This is a genomic window from Zymobacter palmae, from assembly GCF_003610015.1.
GTDB lineage: Bacteria > Pseudomonadota > Gammaproteobacteria > Pseudomonadales > Halomonadaceae > Zymobacter > Zymobacter palmae.
The window spans coordinates 1,564,252-1,586,884 of record NZ_AP018933.1 but is presented as its reverse complement, the minus strand read 5'-3'; the positions used below and the strand labels follow the sequence as shown (position 1 = coordinate 1,586,884).

The 22,633-nt window shown below is 56.6% G+C and carries 21 protein-coding genes; 18 read left to right on the top strand and 3 right to left on the bottom strand.

What is annotated here, in order from left to right:
* Window positions 1–131: 131 nt before the first annotated feature.
* A complete protein-coding gene (locus tag ZBT109_RS07130; protein WP_027705803.1) occupies window positions 132–1,067 on the bottom strand; it encodes an NAD(P)-dependent oxidoreductase in 936 nt (311 codons plus the stop codon).
* A gap of 184 nt (window positions 1,068–1,251) precedes the next feature.
* On the opposite strand from ZBT109_RS07130, the gene ZBT109_RS07125 reads away from it, so the two are divergent.
* The 8 genes from ZBT109_RS07125 to ZBT109_RS07090 all read left to right on the top strand — a co-directional run bounded on the left by ZBT109_RS07125 (window position 1,252) and on the right by ZBT109_RS07090 (window position 7,490).
* Window positions 1,252–1,482 carry an FmdB family zinc ribbon protein gene (locus ZBT109_RS07125; RefSeq protein WP_027705802.1) on the top strand — a complete coding sequence of 77 codons (231 nt, stop codon included), beginning with the start codon at window positions 1,252–1,254 and terminating at the stop codon, window positions 1,480–1,482.
* A gap of 98 nt (window positions 1,483–1,580) precedes the next feature.
* A complete protein-coding gene (gene aspS / locus ZBT109_RS07120) occupies window positions 1,581–3,350 on the top strand; it encodes an aspartate--tRNA ligase (RefSeq protein WP_027705801.1) in 1,770 nt (589 codons plus the stop codon).
* 105 nt (window positions 3,351–3,455) lie between these two features.
* On the top strand, window positions 3,456–4,205 hold the full coding sequence (locus tag ZBT109_RS07115; RefSeq protein ID WP_027705800.1) for a YebC/PmpR family DNA-binding transcriptional regulator: 750 nt from the start codon (window positions 3,456–3,458) through the stop codon (window positions 4,203–4,205).
* Window positions 4,202–4,741: a crossover junction endodeoxyribonuclease RuvC gene (ruvC, locus tag ZBT109_RS07110; RefSeq protein WP_027705799.1), complete on the top strand. Its 540-nt coding sequence runs from the start codon at window positions 4,202–4,204 to the stop codon at window positions 4,739–4,741. Before ZBT109_RS07115 ends, ruvC begins: the two co-directional genes overlap by 4 nt.
* Before the next feature lie 149 nt (window positions 4,742–4,890).
* A complete protein-coding gene (ruvA, locus tag ZBT109_RS07105) occupies window positions 4,891–5,547 on the top strand; it encodes a Holliday junction branch migration protein RuvA (protein ID WP_027705798.1) in 657 nt (218 codons plus the stop codon).
* On the top strand, window positions 5,544–6,563 hold the full coding sequence (gene ruvB / locus ZBT109_RS07100) for a Holliday junction branch migration DNA helicase RuvB (RefSeq protein WP_027705797.1): 1,020 nt from the start codon (window positions 5,544–5,546) through the stop codon (window positions 6,561–6,563). The genes ruvA and ruvB overlap by 4 nt, the downstream gene beginning before the upstream one ends.
* 11 nt (window positions 6,564–6,574) lie before the next feature.
* On the top strand, window positions 6,575–6,979 hold the full coding sequence (ybgC, locus tag ZBT109_RS07095; RefSeq protein WP_027705796.1) for a tol-pal system-associated acyl-CoA thioesterase: 405 nt from the start codon (window positions 6,575–6,577) through the stop codon (window positions 6,977–6,979).
* A gap of 115 nt (window positions 6,980–7,094) precedes the next feature.
* A complete protein-coding gene (locus tag ZBT109_RS07090; protein ID WP_051524064.1) occupies window positions 7,095–7,490 on the top strand; it encodes a lysozyme inhibitor LprI family protein in 396 nt (131 codons plus the stop codon).
* A 632-nt stretch (window positions 7,491–8,122) separates the two neighbouring features.
* On the opposite strand, the gene ZBT109_RS13820 is transcribed toward ZBT109_RS07090, so the two are convergent.
* A complete protein-coding gene (locus tag ZBT109_RS13820) occupies window positions 8,123–8,359 on the bottom strand; it encodes a hypothetical protein (protein WP_232012822.1) in 237 nt (78 codons plus the stop codon).
* 545 nt (window positions 8,360–8,904) lie between these two features.
* Between ZBT109_RS13820 and tolA the strand changes: the two genes are divergently transcribed.
* The 4 genes from tolA (at window position 8,905) to ybgF (ending at window position 12,897) form a co-directional block, all read left to right on the top strand.
* Entirely contained in the window at window positions 8,905–10,038 is a 1,134-nt protein-coding gene (gene tolA, locus ZBT109_RS07080) for a cell envelope integrity protein TolA (RefSeq protein ID WP_051524062.1), read from the top strand.
* A gap of 162 nt (window positions 10,039–10,200) precedes the next feature.
* The gene (gene tolB / locus ZBT109_RS07075) at window positions 10,201–11,496 is read left to right on the top strand and encodes a Tol-Pal system beta propeller repeat protein TolB (protein ID WP_027705794.1); all 1,296 of its coding nucleotides are present in this window, start codon (window positions 10,201–10,203) and stop codon (window positions 11,494–11,496) included.
* 58 nt (window positions 11,497–11,554) lie between these two features.
* Window positions 11,555–12,091, top strand: coding sequence for a peptidoglycan-associated lipoprotein Pal (pal, locus tag ZBT109_RS07070; RefSeq protein ID WP_027705793.1), 537 nt, complete (start codon window positions 11,555–11,557; stop codon window positions 12,089–12,091).
* 29 nt (window positions 12,092–12,120) lie between these two features.
* Window positions 12,121–12,897, top strand: coding sequence for a tol-pal system protein YbgF (gene ybgF / locus ZBT109_RS07065; RefSeq protein WP_027705792.1), 777 nt, complete (start codon window positions 12,121–12,123; stop codon window positions 12,895–12,897).
* Window positions 12,898–13,025: 128 nt separating this feature from the next.
* Here ybgF and ubiG read toward each other — a convergent pair whose 3' ends face one another.
* Window positions 13,026–13,754: a bifunctional 2-polyprenyl-6-hydroxyphenol methylase/3-demethylubiquinol 3-O-methyltransferase UbiG gene (gene ubiG / locus ZBT109_RS07060; RefSeq protein ID WP_027705791.1), complete on the bottom strand. Its 729-nt coding sequence runs from the start codon at window positions 13,752–13,754 to the stop codon at window positions 13,026–13,028.
* A 410-nt stretch (window positions 13,755–14,164) separates the two neighbouring features.
* Between ubiG and galU the strand changes: the two genes are divergently transcribed.
* The 6 genes from galU (at window position 14,165) to ZBT109_RS07030 (ending at window position 22,538) form a co-directional block, all read left to right on the top strand.
* On the top strand, window positions 14,165–15,049 hold the full coding sequence (galU, locus tag ZBT109_RS07055) for a UTP--glucose-1-phosphate uridylyltransferase GalU (protein ID WP_027705790.1): 885 nt from the start codon (window positions 14,165–14,167) through the stop codon (window positions 15,047–15,049).
* 319 nt (window positions 15,050–15,368) lie between these two features.
* Window positions 15,369–17,219, top strand: a complete 1,851-nt coding sequence (gene tamA, locus ZBT109_RS07050) for an autotransporter assembly complex protein TamA (RefSeq protein WP_051524059.1) — start codon at window positions 15,369–15,371, stop codon at window positions 17,217–17,219.
* Window positions 17,183–21,157, top strand: a complete 3,975-nt coding sequence (gene tamB / locus ZBT109_RS07045; protein ID WP_051524056.1) for an autotransporter assembly complex protein TamB — start codon at window positions 17,183–17,185, stop codon at window positions 21,155–21,157. Before tamA ends, tamB begins: the two co-directional genes overlap by 37 nt.
* 37 nt (window positions 21,158–21,194) lie before the next feature.
* Entirely contained in the window at window positions 21,195–21,821 is a 627-nt protein-coding gene (msrA, locus tag ZBT109_RS07040; protein ID WP_027705787.1) for a peptide-methionine (S)-S-oxide reductase MsrA, read from the top strand.
* 113 nt (window positions 21,822–21,934) lie between these two features.
* Window positions 21,935–22,237, top strand: coding sequence for a hypothetical protein (locus ZBT109_RS07035; RefSeq protein WP_027705786.1), 303 nt, complete (start codon window positions 21,935–21,937; stop codon window positions 22,235–22,237).
* 1 nt (window position 22,238) lies between these two features.
* Window positions 22,239–22,538 carry a hypothetical protein gene (locus ZBT109_RS07030; RefSeq protein WP_027705785.1) on the top strand — a complete coding sequence of 100 codons (300 nt, stop codon included), beginning with the start codon at window positions 22,239–22,241 and terminating at the stop codon, window positions 22,536–22,538.
* The last annotated feature ends 95 nt before the right edge of the window (window positions 22,539–22,633 follow it).

The following is a 22,633-nucleotide window of genomic DNA, read 5'->3' as shown; positions in this document are numbered from 1 at the left end:
GCTAGTGAACGTCAACCGCTGCGCTGAGATTTATCCGCAGGTTCAGGGGGGAACGAGGGAGGCTTTCGTTAGGGAAAAGGACGATGTTCATGACGCAGGCAGACCTATGCTGCCCGCGCCCGTCAGGTCGTTTACTTGGCGTTGAACGTCGAAATGTTGTGAGCGATAGTGCTGATCAGGGTATCGCGCGCTTCTGTTGAAGCCCATGCGCTGTGGGGCGTTATGATCAGGTTGTAGCGGTCCTTGCGAAGTGCAGCGAGGGTTGGATGATCCTGTGATGGCGGTTCCTGATCAAGTGTATCCAGCGCCAGCCCACCTAAGTGGCCAGATTCAAGTGCCGCCAGCACCGCGCTATTGTCGATGACCTTGCCTCGTGCGCAGTTGATCAGCAGGGCGCCTTTCGGCAGTGTCGCCAGTGCCTCGGCATCAATCAGTCCCTCGGTTTCCGGGGTAAGTGGGCAGTGCAGCGACAGCACATCGGCGGATGGCAACAGAGTGGGCAGGGCCGGGCGCGTATCGTCCTGCTTGCCGGGGCGCGCCGCGAACGTTACTTTCATTCCGAAGGCTTCGGCCAGTCGCGCGACGGCCGACCCGATATCGCCGTGGCCGACGATCACCAGATGACGACCTTCCAGTAGGGTCATGAGTTTAAGGCGCTGGGTAAAGCTGACCTCGTTGGACCATTCCCCATTGACCAGTCCGTGGCGGTAGGGCAATAGGCGACCTGCTAGTCCTAGCATTAGCATCATCGTGTGCTGAGCGATGCTTGGCGTGCCAAAGCCCTTGACATTGCGGACTTCGACCCCATGTTCCTTGGCGGCCGCTACATCAATATGATCCGTGCCCGTGCCGACTGTACAAATGAGTTTTAGGTCGGGAAGGGCTGTGATGATGTCGCGAGTGATGACAACCTTGTTGGTGATAACGATGTCTGCGCCCTGCAGGCGAGACACCACCTCACTCGGAGCGGTCGAGTCGTGGCAGGTCAGAGTGTCGACGGCGCTTTCGATGGGCGAAAGGTCGGGGTCGGCAGCGAGCGTATCGATGTCCAGCATGACGGCATGCATGGCAACCTCCTCGTGCAATGGGGAAAACAGCTCTGTAGAGTCCGATCAATACCTTGCTTAAAGATAGCGACCAGGCGCTATAATAGGGCAAAATGTCCTTCTGACTGTCATGTCCTGCAAACAATTTCCAGACTGTCGTGAAACGTGAGATGGTCTGGAGCATGACTGATGTGAGTAACGTATCATGCCTATTTATGAATATCAGTGCTCATCTTGCGGCGCCACCCTGGAAAAGTTGCAGCGTATGAATGCCGAGCCGCTGAAGGAATGCCCGGAATGCCATAAGGACACTCTGGCGCGCGTGGTGTCGGCATCAGGCTTCCGCCTGTCCGGCGACGGCTGGTACGAAACCGACTTCAAAACCTCGAACAAGCGCAATCTTGCCGGGGGCGGTGGCTCTTCCGCAAACAGTTAGAGCGTCATCATGACGAGTTATCGGCATGCGGCACTCGTGTTCGGCACGGGCGCTGCATGCCGATGTCTTGCACACACATTCAGGTAATGGAATTCAACATGCGCAGCCATTATTGCGGCCAGCTCAACGAAAGCCTGGTAGACCAGCACGTCACCCTGTGCGGGTGGGTACACCGTCGTCGTGACCACGGGGGCGTCATTTTCATCGACCTGCGAGACCGCGATGGTATCGCACAGGTAGTCGTCAATCCTGACATGGCCGATGCCTTTGCCACCGCAGACCGCTCACGCAGCGAGTATGTGCTGAAAGTCGAAGGTCTCGTCCGTCTGCGCCCGGAAGGCACGCGCAACCCGGATATGCCGACAGGCATGATCGAGGTCGTTGCCGAGCACGTTCAGGTGCTGAACGAATCAAAAACGCCTCCTTTCCAGCTCGAAGAGCACAACGTCAAGGTCGGTGAGGACATCCGTCTCAAGCACCGCTACATTGACCTGCGTCGTCCGGAAATGATCGAACGTTTCCGTATGCGTTCCCGCGTAACGCACTTTGTGCGCAACTACCTCGAAGAGCACGGTTTCCTCGACGTCGAAACGCCGATTCTGACGCGTGCGACGCCGGAAGGTGCCCGCGATTATCTGGTGCCCAGCCGTACGCATCCAGGCGAATTCTTCGCGCTGCCGCAGTCCCCTCAGCTGTTCAAGCAGCTGCTGATGGTGTCCGGTTTCGACCGCTACTATCAGGTTGCGAAATGCTTCCGTGATGAAGACCTGCGTGCAGACCGCCAGCCGGAATTCACTCAGATCGATATCGAAGCGTCGTTCATCGACGAAGAAGCCATCATGTCCATTACTGAAGACATGATTCGCAACCTCTTCAAGAACGTGCTGGATGTCGAACTGCCGGCCAAGTTTGATCGCATGCCGTACAGTGAAGCCATGCATCGCTTTGGTTCCGACAAGCCTGATATGCGCATCCCGCTCGAAATGATCGATATCTCTGATCTGATGAGCCGCGTTGACTTTAAAGTCTTCTCTGGCCCTGCCAAGGATGACAACGGTCGCGTTGCGGCGCTCAAAGTGCCGGGCGGTGCCAAGCTGTCGCGTAAGGAAATCGACGAATACACCAACTTCGTCAGCATCTACGGCGCGAAAGGTCTGGCATGGATCAAGGTCAATGATCGCAAAGCCGGTCTTGACGGCTTGCAGTCGCCGATCGTCAAGTTCATGACAGATGTCATCGACGAGCTGATGGAGCGTCTGGATGCACAGGACGGCGACATCATCTTCTTTGGCGCCGACCGTACACGCATCGTCAACGAAGCGCTGGGTGCTCTGCGCGTTCGCCTGGGTGAAGATCTGAACCTCTACACGCAGCGCTGGGCGCCGCTGTGGGTTGTCGACTTCCCAACGTTCGAAAAAGACGACAGCGGCAAACTGTCCGCGTGCCACCACCCGTTCACTGCACCGGCGTGCTCCGTGGAAGAATTCCGTGCTAACCCGGGCGATTCACTGTCCCGCGCTTACGATATGGTGCTGAACGGTACAGAACTGGGCGGTGGTTCCATCCGTATCCATGAACAGGATATGCAGCGCGCGGTATTCGAAGTGCTGGGCATTAGCGAAGAAGAAGCAGAAGAGAAATTCGGCTTCCTGCTGGATGCGCTCCAGTACGGTGCGCCGCCTCACGGTGGTCTGGCCTTTGGTCTTGACCGTCTGGTCATGCTGATGACGGGCGCCAGCACGATTCGTGACGTTATCGCTTTCCCGAAAACGCAGAGTGCAGCATGTCCGCTGACCGATGCCCCGGGAGAAGTCAGCGAGGCTCAGCTCAAGGAACTCAACCTGCGTCTGCGTAAGCGCGACGCCTGAGCGACATAGCGTCATTGGTTAGGCACCGGGGACGTTGCCGGTGCCACTTCGGGTCACGACCGACAGGGTGAGTGACCCCTTTTCATTCATTTCGAGGAGGTAGCTGTGGCAGGCCATAGTAAGTGGGCTAACACCAAGCACCGCAAGGCAGCACAGGATGCCAAGCGCGGTAAGATCTTTACCAAACTGATTCGCGAGCTGACCATCGCGGCGCGTCAGGGTGGTGCTGATCCGAACGCTAACCCGCGTCTCCGCGCTGCGATCGATAAAGCCCTGTCTAGCAATATGACCAAAGACACCATGCAGCGTGCCATCGACCGTGGTGCCGGCAATACCGAAGCCGACAACATGGAAGAGCTGACCTACGAAGGTTACGGTGCAGCGGGCGTTGCGGTACTGGTCGAATGCATGACGGATAACCGCAACCGTACGGCTTCCGAAGTTCGCCACGCGTTCACCAAGAACGGCGGTAACCTCGGGACCTCGGGTTCCGTAGCGTTCATGTTCACGCGTCGCGGCAACATCAGCTTCCCGGCGGGCAGCGATGAAGAAGCCATCATGGAAGCGGCGCTAGAAGCGGGTGCCGAAGACGTCATCATCAACGATGATGGTTCCATCGACGTTGCAACTGACGTCAAGAGCTTCGGCGACGTCAAGGACGCACTGGAAGCGGCGGGACTGAAAGCCGAAGACAGTGAAGTGGGCATGTTCCCCGATAACTACAGCGAGATCAGCGACGTCGATACTGCGTCCAAGATCATCAAACTGGTTGATATGCTGGAAGATCTGGACGATGTCCAGAACGTATACAGCAACGCTGACTTCGACGACGCCATCCTCGCGGAGCTCGAGTGATCATACTGGGTATCGACCCTGGATCGCGGCGCACCGGATTTGGCGTCATCGACGTCAGCCACGGTTCGCCGCGGTACATCGATAGCGGCTATATTCGCATTCAGGCGGATACGCTGGCGCAGAAATTAGCGCAGGTCTATGCCGGCGTCAGCGATATTATTGCGCGCCATGTACCGGCAGAAGTCGCCATTGAACAGGTCTTCATGGCTAAGAACCCTGACTCTGCGCTCAAGCTGGGGCAGGCTCGTGGCAGTGCGATCGTTTGTGCGGCTAATCATGGACTGCCTGTTCATGAGTATGCCGCTCGCCTCGTTAAGCAGTGTGTGACTGGGCACGGTGGTGCCGATAAGGAAGCCGTTCAACGGCTAGTAGCTTCCACGCTGCGCCTTGAAGGACTGCCTCAATCGGATGCGGCAGATGCGTTGGCCATTGCATTGACTCATTTCTATACCCAGCGTGGTTTGGTGCGACGAGGCGGCAGTGCGCCCACCCGTCGACAAGGCAGCCGCAGTAGCTGGCGCCACTACCAGCCCTGAGCGTAATACTTCGCGGAAAGGGCTATCCTGCATAGCACGCCTATATTATCTGCCTTCATTGATGCCATGTATTGATGTACAGTAAGTGCATGCTATAAGCGTGGTAATTCCTGCCCGTTATTCTCTTTTTCCGATGAACGAGGACGCTCATGATAGGTCGGCTCCGTGGCATTCTGATCGAAAAGCAGCCTCCGCTGGTAGTGATTGATGTACAGGGCGTAGGGTATGAAGTCGAAGCGCCGATCAATACCATTCTGGCGCTGCCTGTGCTGGGAGAAACCGCGGTACTGTTCACTCATATGGTGGTGCGCGAAGATGCGCAGCTGCTGTACGGCTTTAGCAATGACACCGAACGACGCCTTTTCCGTGAACTGATCAAAATTTCCGGCGTAGGGCCACGCATGGCACTGGCGATTTTGTCGGGGATGGACCGTGCCCAGCTGGTGCGCTGTCTGCTGGATAGCGACACCAAAGCATTGACCCAATTGCCGGGTGTCGGCAAAAAGACTGCCGAGCGTCTGATCATTGAAATGCGTGATCGCCTTGAAAAGTGGCCTGAGCTCAAGATGGGGGTGCCGCAGGGAGGAGACATGTTGGCGGCGCTTGATGAAGATGCTGCGCCCCCGGATGTGGCTTCCGATCACTATGCCGATGCCGAGGCGGCGCTGATCGCATTAGGGTATAAGCCTACCGAAGCAGCGCGAATGCTGAATGGGCTGGATGCGGCGGATTCCACCGAGGCACTGATCAAGCAGGCGCTGACGCGTAAAATCTCGGGCAGCACGCCTAGAGGGACGCGCTCATGATTGAGTCCGATCGACTAATCGCCGCTGACGAGCTGCCTCGAGAAGGGCGGCTTGATCATGCCATTCGCCCGCGCCAGCTCAGCGACTATGTCGGCCAGCCGCGCGTGCGCGAGCAGCTTGATATCTTCATTCAGGCCGCACGCCGTCGAGGTGACAGTCTGGATCACACCTTGATCTTTGGTCCTCCAGGCTTAGGCAAGACCACGCTAGCTAACATCATCGCTGAAGAGATGGGCGTCGATATCAAGTCGACGTCCGGGCCGGTGCTCGAAAAGGCCGGCGATCTGGCGGCCATGCTGACCAGCCTGGAGCCGGGCGATGTACTGTTCATTGATGAGATCCATCGCCTGTCTTCCGCCGTCGAAGAAGTACTGTATCCGGCGATGGAAGACTACCAACTCGATATCATGATTGGAGAAGGGCCCGCTGCGCGCTCAATCAAGATCGACCTGCCCAAGTTTACGCTGGTTGGCGCGACGACCCGTGCTGGTCTGCTAACATCGCCACTGCGCGATCGCTTCGGCATTGTACAGCGGCTGGAATTCTATAACGTTGCGGATCTAACCCATATCGTATCGCGCTCTGCACGTTTGCTTGGCGTTGATGCCGATGAGGAAGGCGCCGCTGAAATTGCACGCCGTGCGCGCGGCACCCCCCGTATCGCCAATCGCCTGCTGCGTCGCGTACGCGACTTCACGGAAGTACGCAGTGATGGGCGCCTCAACGCCGACATTGCCGATCAGGCGCTGAATATGCTGCATGTGGATCGTCACGGGTTAGATCATATGGATCGTCGGTTGCTGATGACCATGATCGACAAGTTTGAGGGTGGGCCAGTCGGGGTCGATAGCTTGGCTGCCGCGATCAGCGAAGAGCGCGATACCATTGAAGATGTGCTTGAGCCTTATCTGATCCAGCAAGGCTTCATCTTGAGAACGGCTCGAGGCCGCATGGTCACGCGGCAGGCCTATCTTCACTTCGGAATCGACCCGACCGACTGCGACGCGTCAGAATAGGGGGACGGCGGATGAGCCATGTTAACGAATGCCCGATCCGTGTGTACATCGAAGATACCGATGCGGGCGGTATAGTGTTCTATGCCAACTACCTACGCTTTATGGAACGTGGGCGTACGGAATGGTTGCGGGATCTGAATCTTCAGCAGGGTGAGCTTTTGGCACAAGGGGTACAGCTGGTCGTTAGTCGACTGGAATGTCGCTATTTGCGACCGGCCATGCTTGATGACCCGCTAGTAGTCGAAACCTCCGTTACGGCCTGTCAGCGCACGCGCATTACCTTCACGCAGCGAGTGCTAAAAGACGGCGAATGCCTGTGCGAAGGGCAGGTGCATGTTGCCTGCATTAGCGCGGACACCCAGCGCCCCATGCGGCTTCCCGACCACTTTCAGGCGGCCGTTGCCCCTTCCGCATAGCGTTCTGCTGTAGTTGACATCGTCTGGCAGTGTCGGTAGTAAGGTGGCAGTAGTCATTCTTATCGCCTGTTGACGGTTGAGTGGCGTTGCGCGAACCGTGTGGAAGGTGTTTCCAATGAAAGCACTTGCTGTTGCACTGCTGATTCTCATGCCGCTGCACCTGGTTGAAGCGCTCGAGTGCGGTGATGCTCAAACTCAGGCTGAAATGAATGCCTGTGCCTATGCCGACTACCGTCAAGCAGAAAGCACCTTGAGCGCTTCCTATTCAGCGGTGCTGAAGCATACCTCTGATGTAGCCCAGCGCCAGTTGCTTGAAACGGCCCAGCAGCGCTGGCGTGAGTATCAAGAAGCCGACTGCCAGTTTCAGTCCTATGCCGGTCGTGGTGGCTCCCTCTATGCCATGAGTTATACCGACTGTCTCGCGGGGGCTTCCCGTCAGCGAACGGTTGCGCTTGATGCGATGCAGAACTGCCCTGAAGGGGGCGTGAACTGTACCTTTTCTGCTGACTAATCTCTCTTATTGTTATTTTTCTGAGAATGACTCTCTAATTGGCGTTCTGTATTTTAAAATTGGTAGTGGAATAATGGAACGCCTTTTAATACTACGACAATAATGGCTTTTTATAGTGGTAATAATGCTGCTGGGAATCGTTAATATTACCCATGTGGAGGACTGTCTCGTCGTATATTTTGCACCATGACAATGGCATATAACCGAGATGCAGTGGCGGTTTTAATTTGTCATGACTGACGTTTGTGTTTTATCAATGATGAATTAAATATTACCCATACCCATACCCATACCCATACCCATACCCATACCCATACCCATACCCATACCCATACCCATACCCATACCCATACCCATACCCATACCCATACCCATACCCATACCCATACCCCGCGATAATTCCGTACATGAGAAAATATAAGGGTAAATAAGTTATAAAACCTATATTGCGGCAAATGATTATGATTATTAGATAAAAGTTGGTGTTGTTTTGATATCAATGGAAAGTGAATAGATATGAAAATAATAGGGGGGAAGGTGTTGTGATGTGATTACAATTTAATGTTATAAATGGGGCTGCCTGCTTATTATTGTATGATGATAAAATACCTTGCGCCTTCCTTTGAAGGCTATCATCGTGCCCGCAGCACCCGCAGCACCCGCAGCACCCGCAGCACCCGCAGCACCCGCAGCACCCGCAGCACCCGCAGCACCCGCAGCACCCGCAGCACCCGCAGCACCCGCAGCACCCGCAGCACCCGCAGCACCCGCAGCACCCGCAGCACCCGCAGCACCCGCAGCACCCGCAGCACCCGCAGCACCCGCAGCAGAAGTGTTAAGCATTTTCCCGTGTTGTGGGTAATGAACATTTGTGTCTATCGCCAATCAAAGGCATGTCTAGTGTGGGCGGGAGCCTTGAGGTAGTGCGTGTGCTGGAATGGTGAGTGATGTTCGCATGGGTATGCATGCTGTTGTGCTCTGGGACGCACGATACCAGTATGAGGTCTGGGCTATCGCTATTATTCTTTGACCATGCACCTTAGCGTCACAGCGAACCTCTTCGGTCATTATGATGTCGGCTTCTCTTTGTTTCTCACCGCGCTAGACAGGCTATTTTTGCGAGCGATTTCTCACAATATGGTCACATTGAGACAACTGTCTTTTCAGAAAGCCTTCTGAAAGCGCATGATTAACAGCAATTTAGGATGAAATGCGTTTTGCGTTCTTCATTATTTCACATATGCTGGGCTGGTGCGGCTATGCTCTGCACGACTACCATGATACCTATCGCTGCCATGTCACGAGTCCGTTGTATGCGCTACGATTTTTATGGCTGTAGTCGATCTGCAGTCAGGAATGCGGCTATTGTAGGGGCTATCGAATGGATGACAGGCCGTGTACGAAGGACTCGGAAATGAAGGACAGACGTTCTACAGGCCGCTCAGGACTGGGCGTGCCGATTCTGTTGGCGCTGGGACTGCACGGTGCTCTTTTCACCGCACTGGCCGTTCACTGGAATTTTCCATCGGATGCTGAGCCACCGCAGCCGCTAGTACAGGCTACGCTGGTGGGCGTCGATAGCGGTGTGCCGCAGCCCGATCGGAGTGCGCCTGCTTCACAGGCGGCACCCAATGCACGCAAGGAAACACCGTCTCCTGCCCCCAAAGCGGCAGAGGAGAATGATGTGCCAGAAGTCCCTGCCGTGGCCCAGCCTGAAGTAAACGTTGAGGCTGAAAAAGCGACACAGGAAAAAGCCAAAGCCGATGCTGAGGTTAAAGCTCAGGCTGACAAAGCGGCGCAGGAAAAAGCTAAAGCCGATGCTGAGGCTAAAGCCCAGGCTGAGAAGGCGGCGCAGGAAAAAGCTAAAGCCGATACTGAGGCTAAAGCTCAGGCTGAGAAGGCGGCGCAGGAAAAAGCCAAAGCGGATGCTGACGCTAAGGCGAAAGCTGACAAAGCGGCGCAGGAAAAAGCCAAAGCGGATGCTGACGCTAAAGCGAAAGCTGACAAAGCGGCGCAGGAAAAAGCCAAAGCAGATGCTGACGCTAAGGCGAAAGCTGACAAAGCGGCGCAGGAAAAAGCCAAAGCGGATGCTGACGCTAAAGCGAAAGCTGAGAAGGCGGCGCAGGAAAAAGCCAAGGCCGATGCTGCTCGACGTAAGAAATTTGCCGAGGCGGCCGCTGCCGCTGCAGCTACGGATGATGGCGTAGGCCAAGAGCAGAAGACGCGTCAAAATGCCCAGCAAGCGGCCCAGGCCGTAAACGGTATGCAGGCGTTGATCCATAAAGCGGTCGAGCAGAACTGGTACCACTTGCCTAACGAGCCCGCTGGACTAACCGTACAGCTTTCCATCAAATTGGTGCCGTCGACGGGTGAGCTGAAAGATGTCAGTGTGTCGCGCAGCAGTGGCAACGAAACGTTCGACCGCAATGCGATACAGGCTGTACATCAGGCTGCGCCGTTCTCTGAGCTGGCACAGCAGCCTGCTGCGGTTCAAAAACAGTTTCAACAGCTTACGCTGGAATTCAAGCCGGATGCCAAAGGGCAATAAGTGTTCGTTGGCACTTTCTGAGCAAGGATTTGTACAAAACGTGGTGAGGCACACTATCATCAGTCGAGGCAAAGGAGTGCATCAGGCATGATATCGAATAGTTTTGGTGTGGCGCCTTCTGAGCCCAGCTCAGTGGCAGCCACACTTCGTGGGAGAAAGGGAATGAAACGGTTGCTGGCGGCGGCCGTTGGCTCGCTGGTTGCTATGTGTCTGTCGGCACCATCGCAGGCGGCGCTGACGATCCAGATCACGCACGCCAACGATCAGGCCATCCCCATTGCCGTGACCCCTTTCCAAGGGCAGGCGTCTCTTCCTCAGCCCGTCAGTCAGATCGTGGCTGCAGATCTTCGCAACAGCGGCGCGCTGGCCCCTCTAAGCGAGTCTTCATTGCTGCCCGCACCTGTTGTGGGGTCTGCCGTGGATTATGGTGTCTGGCAACAGCTCAAGGCGCGCTATCTGGTCATCGGGCGTGCGGAAGCCGTTGCAGGAGGCTATCGCCTGCAGTACGAACTGCACGATGTGGCAACCCATGAACGGTGGCTGTCGGAGGCCGTCACTGTGGCGGATACTCAAGCGCAGCTGCGCCAAGGGGCACACTACATCGCTGACCGTGTTTTCGAACGCATCACAGGAACCAAAGGGGCCTTCCGTACCAAGCTGGCATACGTGACGGCTCAAGGACTGGGCAACAATCAGCACTTTGGTCTCTATATTTCTGACCAAGACGGCTATGGGCCGCAGGAGGTACTCACCTCTAGCGAGCCAATTCTGTCGCCGTCATGGTCACCGGATGGGCGCAAGCTGGCGTATGTCTCCTTTGAAGACAAGCGTCCTGCGATCTACGTTCAGGAGCTGGCGACCGGGCGTCGCCTCAAGCTGGCCAGTTTCGTCGGCATCAACGGTGCTCCATCATGGTCACCGGATGGGCGCAGCCTAGCCATGGCGCTGTCGAAAGATGGTACGCCAGACATCTATCTGATGGATCTGGCGACGCGCAACCTGAAACGATTGACACAGGATCGTGCGATCAATACCGAACCAGATTTCAGCCCCGACGGTAAATCACTGATCTATACTTCCGACAAAGGTGGTCAACCTCAGCTCTACCGCATGGACCTTGCGACAGGTAGTGCTCAGCGTATGACATTCACCAATCGCTACAATGCAGGTGGTCATTACTCACCTGACGGCCGTAATATCTATCTGGTGACGCGCTCCAATCAGGGTTTTCAGGTTGCACGTCAAGATGTTGCGTCAGGACGCTTATCCGTTATGACGAATACCGTCTGGGATGAAGCGCCTGCCGTTGCGCCCAATGGCACCATCGTGGTATATGCCACACAGAAAGGTGCACGAGGCGAGTTGAATGCAGTATCTGCCGACGGGCGGGCATCCTTTGCCATTCCCTCGGCGGAAGGAAACGTACGAGAGCCGGCGTGGTCGCCGTTTCTCGACTGATCAGTGAACTAACGACAGTCATAACGCTGTCTTCGGTATTTCTCATAAGGAGATGACCATGCAAGTTTCCACTTACGCTAAAGCACTTGTTGCTGCGTTTTCCATCGCCGCTCTGGCAGGCTGTTCCAGCAACAGCACCGTACCCGACAACGGTGCAGGCGCTAACGGTGCCAACACCGACATGACCAATTCTTCTGGCGCATCTGCCAACGGTCTGAACGGCAACGGTGTTTCCGGTCAGGATCTGTCTGCTGCTGGCAGCCAGATGCCGACAACCAACACCATTTACTTCGATTTCGACCGCGATACCATTCGCCCTGAATTCGAATCTGTCCTCAACGACCATGCGGCTTACCTGCGTGCACACACCAGCACTCACGTGACTCTGCAGGGCCACACTGACGCCCGTGGTACGCGCGAATATAACCTGGGTCTGGGTGAACGTCGTGCCAACGCCGTTCGTCAGTACCTGGCCGTACAGGGTGTCAACGCAGGTCAGATCGAAGTCGTCAGCTATGGTCAGGAACGTCCGGTCTGTGGCGAACGTACTGAACAGTGCTATGGTCAGAACCGTCGCGTTGAATTCGCTTACTGATCAGCAGCAACCAATGTGAGTCCGGACCTATGAAAATTCTATGGAAAGGACTGTGCGGTGTGGGAGCCTTAGTGCTCCCACTTTCCGTATGGGCCGATGATGTGGCTGCGCCGGTACAGGATGCCGGAAGTGCGCCCGCACAGGCACAGAACGTGTCCGTGCAGAACACGCCTGCTGCCTCTGGCAACATGGTGCTTTTCAATCAGCTGCAGTCGCAGCAGACCACGATTGATCAGTTGCAAGGGCGGTTAGAAGAGCTTCAGCATCAATTGGACGACCAGCAGCAGCGGTCGCTTCAGCGTTATGATGCGCTCGAACAGCGTCTATCAGCGCTGGAGAACGGCAATAGTACAGGGGCTAATAGCGATGCCGCTGCGCCTGCGACGGGTGATGCTGCTACAGACAGCGCAAAAGGCAGTGCCGAAGCAGGTAGTGCGCAAGAGGCCTATCAAAAAGCGTTCGATCTGGTGCAGGCGCATCAGAACGATCAGGCTATTGCGGCATTCGAAGCGTTCAGCACGCAGTATGCCAATGATCCGCTGCGCGCCAATGCGCAATATTGGCTGGGTGAGCTGTACTTGAAAGGCAGTAAAGCGGACAAGGCTGAGAAAGCGTTCTTGACCGTCGTCAACGATTATCCCAAGAGCAGCAAGCGCGCCGATGCGCTTTACAAGCTTGGGCTGGTGAATGCGCGTCAGGGACGTGTCGACGATGCGCAGAAGCGTTTGCAGCAGGTGATGAAAGAGTACCCGAAGTCGTCTGCCGCAGGGCTGGCCGATACGTTTCTTAAGAAAGTAGCGGGGTAGTCTCACTCCGCTGCCGTTATGCTAGGCGCAAGAAGTGGCAGCCACATTCGTGGCTGCACCGCCTGTCACGAAGCCCCGTCGCACACCTTGGCGTCGGGGCTTCGCCCGTATTGGACGGTAGGTCGGCGTCAGCCAATGCTCGGGCGGCAGTGCATCATGTAATTGATGCTCAGGTCGTTGCCCAAGCTGTACTGACGGGTAAGCGGCTGATAGCTCAGACCCTTGAACCCCTGCACCTCAAGATGATGATGGCGCGCCCAGCAGGCCAGTTCGGCTGGGCGAATGAAACGATGGTAGTCGTGCGTGCCCGCTGGCAGTAGCTTAAGCACACGTTCCGCAGCCACGATGCCGAACAGCCATGCTTTGGGATGGCGGTTCAGGGTGCTGAAGAAGAGATGACCGTCCGGTTTGACCAGTCGTGCGCAAGCGGCCACGATGCTTTCTGGATCCGGAACGTGCTCAAGCATTTCCATGCAGGTCACCACGTCGAACTGGCCCGGTGCTTCCTCGGCCAGTGTTTCGACGCTGACAACACGGTAGTCCAGCGCTAGTGGCTGGCCTTCAGCATGTGCTCTGGCTGCACCGATCGTGGCTTCTCCCAGATCGATACCTGTGACATGTGCGCCCTGATGTGCCATGGCCTCGCTCAGAATGCCACCGCCGCAGCCGACATCAAGAATGCGGCGACCGCTTAGACTGCCGCAACCTTCGGTGATGAAACGCACGCGCAGAGGGTTGATGTCATGCAGAGGACGGAACTCGCCATCGCGACTCCACCAGCGGTCGGCCAGCGCTGCAAACTTGTCGATCTCGTGGGGGTCGACATTGGGCGTCGTGAAAAAAGTGCTTTCGGACATGAGGGCTTCCTGAAAGAGCGTCAGAACTCAACGGCACGAAAAACGACTCGCCGTATCGAAATATGCATGAAGATGGCAAACCCAGCGTAGCAAACGTGAATGTCGCCCGATAGGCGTAGAGGACGATGCCGTTTGTGACGTAAAAGCTGTGGGTCATGTGTCGAAGTATACAGGATCGCTGCAGTGCGTACTCGATATGCGCAGTGATGTTAACAAATGAGACGCGGCCGTTTTTGCGGTTTAACAGATGTTGTGCCAATACGATTTACCGTCTAATGTCATGATTATAGAGACGCAACGGATAGGTTGTCGGTATAGTCCGCGTTCTTGCCATTATTTATTGAGTATAAAGCGTAAAAGGGCAGTCAGATGTCCGCTGCTTTATATGGATACTAAGAAAAGGGACCTTCATGATTCGTAAAGCCGTTCTGCCTGTGGCCGGATTTGGGACTCGCTGCTTGCCTGCTTCCAAGGCAATTCCAAAAGAGATGATTACGATCGTTGATCGTCCCGTCATCCAGTACGTGGTCGAAGAGGCTGTTCGTGCCGGCATTAAAGAGATCATCCTGGTCACGCACTCCAATAAATCGGCCATCGAAAACCATTTCGACAAGCACTTCGAGCTGGAAGCGCAGCTGGAAGCGAAAGGCAAGACAGAGCTGCTGGAAGAGTTGCGCCATATCCTGCCAAGCGATGTTGCGATCATCAGTGTGCGTCAGCCGGAAGCGCTGGGGCTGGGACATGCCGTACTGTGCGCCAAGCCTGTCATCGGTAACGAGCCGTTTGCAGTACTGCTGCCAGACGTACTGGTTGAGGGTGCCCTCGACGATGGCAACAACGACTTAGGCCGCATGGTTCAAGCGTTCGATGAACACGGCCGCGCCCAACTGATGGTAGAAGACGTGCCGCGCGATATGGCATACAAATACGGTATCGTGGATATTGATGGCGAAGCACCTCGTGCAGGCGAGCATGCGCCGCTGGCGGGTGTGGTCGAAAAGCCTGCGCCGGGAACTGAACCTTCCACGTTGGCCGTCATTGGTCGCTATCTTCTGCCGGCTTCGATCTTGAAGATATTGCAAGACACCAAGCCTGGGGCAGGCGGTGAAATCCAGTTGACAGACGCTATCGAAACGCTGCGCCAGCGCGAAGGCGTTGATGCCTACCGCATGGCTGGCATGACGTATGACTGTGGCCACCAGCTGGGCTATCTGGAAGCCATTCTGGCCTTCGGACACAAGCACCCGAAATACGGTGAAGGATTCCGTGCGCTGCTAAAACAGTATGCAGACTGAGTGACGCTAAGAATTTCTCGCTGAGTGAGAATGCCGCCCCCGGGCGGCATTCTTCGTTTCCGATTCTGCGGGCGGACAAGGGGTTAGAGAGCGGCAGCCGGCCAACATGAAGACGGCTAGGCTAGAATCATCCCACCACATCAGGGATAATCCCGCTATAGTAACCCTCATAAGCCTTTGTCGTGGACGGATGAATACCCGTTAGCGCAAGGGTGTCTTTCGCGTGATGTATGCGAGCCTCTCAAGGCTTATTGCTCAAGCCGTGGCGCCTGCGGGCTGCCACGGGCTACGCCGACTCATCTTCTTGCAGGGACGTTGCATGATTCGCCCCCAATATTCTGCGGTGAATGCCAGGCCATTTGCATGGCGCCGCTGTACGGCATTGGCTGCGCTGGCAGCATGGACGCTATGGCCGGTCCATGCGCTGGCACTGAGCGTCGACCTGGACGGTATGTCCGGGCCCGCGGCGACCAACGTCGTCAACTATCTCAAGCCGCTGACGATTCCCGACGACGCCGATCCCGAAGCGTTCAAACGGCAGGTTAATTCATCCGTCGTCAAGGCGCTAAAAGCGCATGGCTATTATTCGCCAGAGATCACCATCACATCGCTGACTCGGTCGAAGGTCAAGTTGAAGATCGTGCCCGGCGATCCAGTGATTATCCATGGGCTGAATATCGAAGTGCTTGGCGAAGCGGAAAAGGATGAAAACTTCAGCAAGCTGGTGGATGACAGTGCGTTAGTAGCGGACAAGGGCAAAGCCCTGTCGCACTACGACTACGAAACGCTTAAGACGGCGCTGTCGACCCTAGCGGCGCAGCGGGGCTACTTTGATGCGCACTACACGCTGAGTCGCATTGAGGTTCGTCCGTGGGAAAACCGTGCGGACATCCTGCTAGTGCTCGAAAGTGGCAAGCGCTACACCTACGGCGATATTCGCTACCGTGGGGTACAGATTGACCAAGACAAGATTGATGCGCTGCGTCCCTTCAACAGCGGCGACTACTATCTGGCCGATGACCTGTCGCGTTATAACCAGCGGTTAAGTGATGCCGGTTGGTTCCGCAGTATTGCTATCAAGCCCGAGTTGCAGGCCCCGGCATCCGCTGAAGCTGATGTGGTCGAGGTGCCGCCTGATGTGGCAGTGGACTCTGCTACTGCTGCCCCGAAAGCGTCTGGCAGTGATCGTGGTCAGGCCAATATCGACGTTACCGTCACTCCCGCAGATCGCCATCGTTTCGAGACCAGTATCGGTTTCTCCACCGATGAAGGGCCGCGCACCAAACTGTCGTGGAACCAGCCGTGGGTTAATACGAACGGCGACAGTTGGAACAACAGCCTGTATCTATCAGGTAAGAAACAGATTCTGTCAGGGCTGTATTCTATCCCGCTGGATAATCCATTACGCGGTCGCTACGAAGTCGAATACGGCATCAAACGCATCAATGATAACGACACCAACAGCGTGCGCGAGTACTTGACGCCCGCTCGTGTGTGGAAGTTCGAGAACGGTTGGGAGCAGCGCCTCTACGTTACCTTTGCCTTCGAGCACTTTACTCAAGCGGATGATACAGACACGGTCTTTATTTCGATGCCGGGGATGGCATGGACGCGCACCGATGTCGATAATGCGCGCTTCCCAATGCAGGGGAACCGCCAGACGCTCAAGATCGAAGGGGCCAACCGTTATTTGCTGTATTCGGATGTGACCTTCCTACGTTCTGAGGCTTCCACGCAGTGGATTACCCACCTAGGTAACGATAACCGCTTCTTCGGGCGCTTGATTGGCGGTGCGACGGCCACTAACGATTTCCACCGCCTGCCGCCGTCATTGCGCTTCTTCGCTGGTGGTGATAACAGCATCCGCGGCTATTCCTATAACGACGTGGCACCGCGCAATGCGGCCGGTGAGTTGATCGGTGGCCAGAACATGCTGGTTGGTACACTGGAATACCAGCGCCGTATCGCAGGTAACTGGTGGGCTGCGGCGTTCTACGATGCCGGTAGCGTGTGGGAATCCAACCCTACCTCTGATGATTTGAAACGCTCCGCTGGACTGGGGGTTCGCTGGCAGAGCATCGTCGGCCCCATCCGATTGGATATCGCTCATCCCTTTGATAGCAAGGAGGACTCGTGGCGTCTGCACTTCGCCATTGGCCCCGAATTCTGATGCGTGGGTTTCGCATCGTTGGTTGGAGTCTATGCGGCCTGATGGGCCTGATACTGCTCGGGGTAGGGTTCATTCTGTCTCCTACGGGTACCGCCTGGTTGCTTGATAAAGCGCGTTCTCACGGCTATCTCAGCTATGACCACGTCGAAGGTGCTCCGCTGGATCACCTAGTACTGGAGGGGCTGCGCCTACCGCTGGGTACGACGGAGTTGCAGGCCAGCCATCTGGAGCTGCGCTGGGCAACCGACTGTTTGCTCAAAGGGCGGTTGTGCCTAGATGATCTGAGTGGTCAGGGCATCCATATTGTTGTGGGGCCTGCTGCTGAAACGACCGCGGAAACGAGCAGTTCATCAACGCCGCTGGCGCGCATTCAGACCCCCATTCCTGTCGAAATCCGCCGGATTGTGCTGGATGATGTCTCGATGGAAATGGCAACGGGCATGACGATGTCTTGGCGTCACTTTTCAAGTGGTGTCCGCATGGACGGCAGTTTGGTCACGCTGGCCGAAACGCACCTAGACGACACGCGTGTCACGCTGGCACCGGCGGCCGAAGCTTCTTCAGAAGACAAACCTGCATCGGTAGCAAGCACGCCGACAGCACGTGCTCCGCTGACCAATCCTCTGGCACCTCTCAGTATTCATCCGTTGGATCTGCCTGCTTCGCGCATTCAACTGCCCGATATCACGCTCCCCGTCGATGTGGACGTGCCCGCCATTGCTGTGGCCGGTGTCGATATCGACGGACTTGGCGCGCCGCTGCGCATTGATAGCATTGCCTTGGCCATGCACGCGCGCGATACCCGTGTGGTTGTTGATCGCTTGCAGTACAGCGGTCCTGATGGTGAGCTGGACGCTACAGCGGATGTCCGTTTGAGCGGGGAATATCCGCTCTCCGTGTCGTTGGACGGCACGGTACATCATGCGCCGTTGCAAGACGAACGACTTTCTCTTCGCGTGGGTGGTTCCCTTGCTGCGGTGAATCTGCAGCTTGATGGACAAGGGCAGATGCCGATGAAGGTCGGCATCAAGGCCGATCTGCTGTCGCAGCTGATGCCGTTCTCGGCGAGCATCGTATCACCGCAGCTTCAGTGGCCGCTGAGTGAAACCGAACGGCGTCAGGCTAGCGCGGTATACCGGGTTGATGGACTCAATGTGTTGGCCGAAGGCGATTTGACCGGATACCGGTTGGGCGTTGATGGCACGGTGCGCAGTAACACGCTCAAACCGATGCCAATTCATTTAGCGGGGCAAGGTGACGACCATCAGTTTGCGTGGAATGTATTGAAGGTGGGGGTTGGCAGCAAGGGCGGCCTGCAGAGCCAAGGGCAGGTGCAATGGGCTCCGAGGCTGGCAGCGAAAGCTGACGTTACCCTCGACCAGCTACAGGTCGATGCGCTGGCACCGACCGTACCGGGCTTGCTGTCGGGTCAGACACATGTCGAGTTCCAGCAGCACGACGATGCCAGCTGGAATGTGCAGGTGCCGAAGTTGGCGCTGAATGGCAGTCTGATGAAACAGCCACTGGCTCTGGAAGGTCAGCTGGAAGGGGATAGCGGCTTCCACTGGACGATCCGCAACCTTAATCTGCGTCAGGGACGCAACCAGCTGCAGGCGCATGGTGTTGTGGCTGAGCAGTCTGATCTGCACGCGACGATTGATGCACCCATGCTGTCATCGCTGTGGCCGGGGCTAGGGGGGCGTTTGCGGGGGCAGCTCGACGTGAGTGGGCCACTGACATCGCCGCGCGGCCGCGTCGATCTACAGGGTGATCAGCTGCGCTATGCGGCTCACCAGTTACAGCATTTATCGCTGAACGGCAGTGGCAGTGGTAGCGACGATCCTGATATGGATGTAACGCTGAGTGCTACGGGCGTGAAAAGCGGCGCCCTGGCACTGCGTTCCGCAGCGCTGACCCTGAAAGGGCGTTTGAGCCAGCATCGCCTGAACGTCAGTGTGGATGGCCAAAAAGGTTCTGCTGTGACCCAAGCGCGTTTGGCGCTTGAGGGTGGTCTAAATGCCCAGACGCATCATTATCGTGCCCGCGTGACGCCGCTGTCTGTTGACGCGGCACAGGTAGGACAGGTTGCACTCACTGGTCCGCTAGTCGCCGATGTTGACCTCAATGCGTCCGCGGCCACGGTGCAGCCGTTTTGTTTGGTGCGTGCTCAGGGCGGGCGTTTGTGTGCCGACAAGGTGATTCAGGCCAGCGCCGACCATGGTCAAGCCCAGCTTATGCTGGAAGGGCTGCCGATGGCGATGCTCAACAGTGTCATGCCTGACCCGTGGCGCGTTAGTGGTACGACGCAGGGCCGTGTCGATGCCCGCTGGTCTGCCGGTGGTACACGTTGGACAGCCAATGGTGATCTGACTAACGGCGTGACTGTCAGCGGGAAGGATGCTGACGGCAAAGCCTATAGCCTGCCTGCGATGTCGACGCATCTCGTGCTGGACGCGACGCCAGAAAAGGCACATCTGCAGACGCAGATGGTATTGAAGAATGCGGGCCAGCTGCGTCTTGACGTTGGTATCAGCGATCCTCTTGTCGCACGCCAGCTGTCCGGATCCATCGCCGTTGAACAGCTGCTGCTGTCACCCTATCGCCCATTGATTGCCGGTATCGATTCACTGGACGGGGCCGTCAATGGCCGAATTGCGCTGGGCGGCACGCTCGCGCATCCGCATCTGGAGGGGCAGCTGGTGCTTGGGGGCGTGAAAGCCAAAGGCCCCATCATGCCCATTGCGCTGGATGACGCGCGCATCGCGCTTGATCTGCACGGCGAGCAGGGGCAGATCGACGGCTATCTTGCATCGGGTGATTCGCGCTTGCTGCTGAACGGCAGTGCGCAATGGCCACTCGATGCGCCGTGGCAGGTGGCGATGACGCTGCGCGACAACGGCACACCGCTTGAAATCATGGCGCTGGACTATGGGCGTGTGAAAGTGTCGCCGCATATCGAGTTGAAGGCTAACCCTGAGCTGCTCAGCATCGAAGGTAACGTTGACGTACCGTGGGCGCGCATCGAAGTGGCACAGCTGCCGCCGACCGTACAGACGCCCTCCAGTGATGAGGTGATTCTGACACGTGACGAAGCGGCTCATTTGGATCGCCTGCGTGCGGGACTGGAAAAACAGAACCTGTCGCGTGAACGACGCTGGGCGGATGCTGCGGCTCTGCAGAAAGCGGGTATGGCAATCAATCTCAACGTGCGTGTCAGCTTCGGCAAGGATGTGCATTTGGCGGCCTATGGCCTCAACAGCAACATCACGGGGGCTTTCGATGTGCGTCAGCGCCAAAATGCCATTCAGCTGTTTGGCACGGTGGCGCTGAAGGATGGCCGCTATAAGGCATTCGGTCAGGACTTGATCATCCAGAAAGGCGAGATCGTGTTCACTGGCCCGGCCGCTCAGCCGCGTCTTGACATCGTAGCGATCCGCAATCCGGAAAGTATCGAAGATAACGTGACCGCAGGGGTGAAGGTGACCGGTACGGCTCAGTCGCCCAATATCCAAGTGTTCTCCGATCCTGCAATGAACGAGACGTCGGCGCTGTCCTATTTGCTACAAGGCCATGCCAGTGACTCCGGCAGCAACGACAACGCGCTGACATCCGCTCTGATCGGGCTGTCGATCGCCCAGAGTGGCAGTACGGTTGGTGCAATCGGTGAAACGTTTGGTATTCAGGACCTGACGCTGGATACCGCGGGTACGGGTGACAACAGCAAGGTCGTGGTCAGTGGCTATGTACTGCCGCGTCTGAAGGTCAGCTATGGCGTTGGGGTCTTTTCGCCTATCGCCGAACTGACGCTGCGCTATCGCTTGATGCAGAACCTGTATTTGCAAGGGGTCTCGGGTACATCGCAGGCACTGGATCTGATCTACACCTTCAGTCTAGGACGTACCCCTGATACATTGCCTAGTGATGCAGTCAAGAAATGACCTTGGCTTGAACGAAGACTCGAACACGGAGGTGCGCATGTCACGTTCACAACAGATGCCAACCGCAGCCGATGCCATCGTAGGTCGCCGCGAGCCGCTGCCCCTTGCGCCAGAGCACCAAGTCAATGGACATAGCATGTTACCGCCGTGGCCTGCCGAGATGGCGGTGCTGACGGTCGGAATGGGCTGCTTCTGGGGAGCCGAACGGCTGTTTTGGACACAGCCGGGCGTCTACGTCACCGCCGTGGGCTATGCCGGTGGCACCACACCCAACCCGACCTACGAAGAGGTGTGCACTGGGCGTACGGGGCATGCCGAGGTCGTGCGCATTGTGTTCGATCCGCGAGCTATGGCGCTGGAAACGCTGCTGACCCTGTTCTGGGAGAACCATGACCCGACGCAGGGTATGCGCCAGGGCAACGATATTGGCACCCAGTACCGCTCCGTGCTGTTCTATCACAATGAAGAACAGGCAGTGGCTATCCGGCGCAGTGCCGAGCAGTTCGGTGCGGCACTGGCAACCGTCGGCAAGGGACCCATTACCACGGATATCCTGCCAGAGGCACCGTTCTATTACGCTGAGACCTATCACCAGCAATATCTGGCCAAAAATCCACAGGGCTATTGTGGGCTGAAGGGAACCGGCGTCAGCTGCGTGCTCTGAACCTATGCTGGCCGTGATTCATGCCTTTCCAAGGCGCACCGCTTTAAAAGGCTGCGCCGTTGGGGAGGCATTTTTCATCGCCATAACGTAGCGATCCTGATCCGAGGAAATGGATGTCCTACGAATACGTCATTTCAGGCCCGCTGGACGTGACTGTCGAGGTGCTTTACGCCGCGCTGGACAAAGCGCTGATCGATATGCCTGGCTATGCCTGTTCGTTCAGAGAGGGCGCTGCTGCTTGTTATCGAGCTGAGCAGCGCTCCGCTTCCGATGGCTGGGGATGCGATATCGAGCTGTACCACCAGTGCGGACGTATTTTTATGACAATCTACAGCGGTATCCCTGATGAAATTGACCGGTATCTGCACGCCATGCTGCGTGTGGAGCGGTTGAGCTTCACTATGAATGAGCAATGAAATGATGAAAGGCAGTATCGAGCGGATGGCGGCGCTGAAAGAACTGTTTCAGCGTACTCTGAGCAAAGAAGAGCATCTAAGTGAAGAAGAGGGTGATCGCGTCCGTGCCAGCGGCATGGCGCAGGCGTGTGCGTTCATGGCAAGCGTGACGCATGAACCAGTGTTGTATGCTCAGTGCCAGCAGCTGCTGGCTGATCACGTTGGCTGCGCCGAAGATGTTGCGATGCTGCGTGCGCTGATTGATGAAAATGATACGGTAAATGAGATTGTGCGGCAGTCCAGCATTGCCCGTTGGCTATGAGCACCACTGAATGAGCGAGTGCGTATCGTCAATGCCAATAAAAAGGCCAGCCTCATCGGGCTGGCCTTTTCTTCTATTGTCGGTGAACGGCTATC

Bases quoted from the DNA above. Each gene is read 5' to 3' on its own strand.
- ZBT109_RS07130 (WP_027705803.1), bottom strand. From the start codon at position 1,067: ATGCATGCCGTCATGCTGGACATCGATACGCTCGCTGCCGACCCCGAC.
- ZBT109_RS07125 (WP_027705802.1), top strand. From the start codon at position 1,252: ATGCCTATTTATGAATATCAGTGCTCATCTTGCGGCGCCACCCTGGAA.
- aspS (WP_027705801.1), top strand. From the start codon at position 1,581: ATGCGCAGCCATTATTGCGGCCAGCTCAACGAAAGCCTGGTAGACCAG.
- ruvA (WP_027705798.1), top strand. From the start codon at position 4,891: ATGATAGGTCGGCTCCGTGGCATTCTGATCGAAAAGCAGCCTCCGCTG.
- ruvB (WP_027705797.1), top strand. From the start codon at position 5,544: ATGATTGAGTCCGATCGACTAATCGCCGCTGACGAGCTGCCTCGAGAA.
- ybgC (WP_027705796.1), top strand. From the start codon at position 6,575: ATGAGCCATGTTAACGAATGCCCGATCCGTGTGTACATCGAAGATACC.
- ZBT109_RS07090 (WP_051524064.1), top strand. From the start codon at position 7,095: ATGAAAGCACTTGCTGTTGCACTGCTGATTCTCATGCCGCTGCACCTG.
- ZBT109_RS13820 (WP_232012822.1), bottom strand. From the start codon at position 8,359: ATGTTCATTACCCACAACACGGGAAAATGCTTAACACTTCTGCTGCGG.
- tolA (WP_051524062.1), top strand. From the start codon at position 8,905: ATGAAGGACAGACGTTCTACAGGCCGCTCAGGACTGGGCGTGCCGATT.
- tolB (WP_027705794.1), top strand. From the start codon at position 10,201: ATGAAACGGTTGCTGGCGGCGGCCGTTGGCTCGCTGGTTGCTATGTGT.
- pal (WP_027705793.1), top strand. From the start codon at position 11,555: ATGCAAGTTTCCACTTACGCTAAAGCACTTGTTGCTGCGTTTTCCATC.
- ybgF (WP_027705792.1), top strand. From the start codon at position 12,121: ATGAAAATTCTATGGAAAGGACTGTGCGGTGTGGGAGCCTTAGTGCTC.
- ubiG (WP_027705791.1), bottom strand. From the start codon at position 13,754: ATGTCCGAAAGCACTTTTTTCACGACGCCCAATGTCGACCCCCACGAG.
- galU (WP_027705790.1), top strand. From the start codon at position 14,165: ATGATTCGTAAAGCCGTTCTGCCTGTGGCCGGATTTGGGACTCGCTGC.
- tamA (WP_051524059.1), top strand. From the start codon at position 15,369: ATGATTCGCCCCCAATATTCTGCGGTGAATGCCAGGCCATTTGCATGG.
- msrA (WP_027705787.1), top strand. From the start codon at position 21,195: ATGTCACGTTCACAACAGATGCCAACCGCAGCCGATGCCATCGTAGGT.
- ZBT109_RS07035 (WP_027705786.1), top strand. From the start codon at position 21,935: ATGTCCTACGAATACGTCATTTCAGGCCCGCTGGACGTGACTGTCGAG.
- ZBT109_RS07030 (WP_027705785.1), top strand. From the start codon at position 22,239: ATGATGAAAGGCAGTATCGAGCGGATGGCGGCGCTGAAAGAACTGTTT.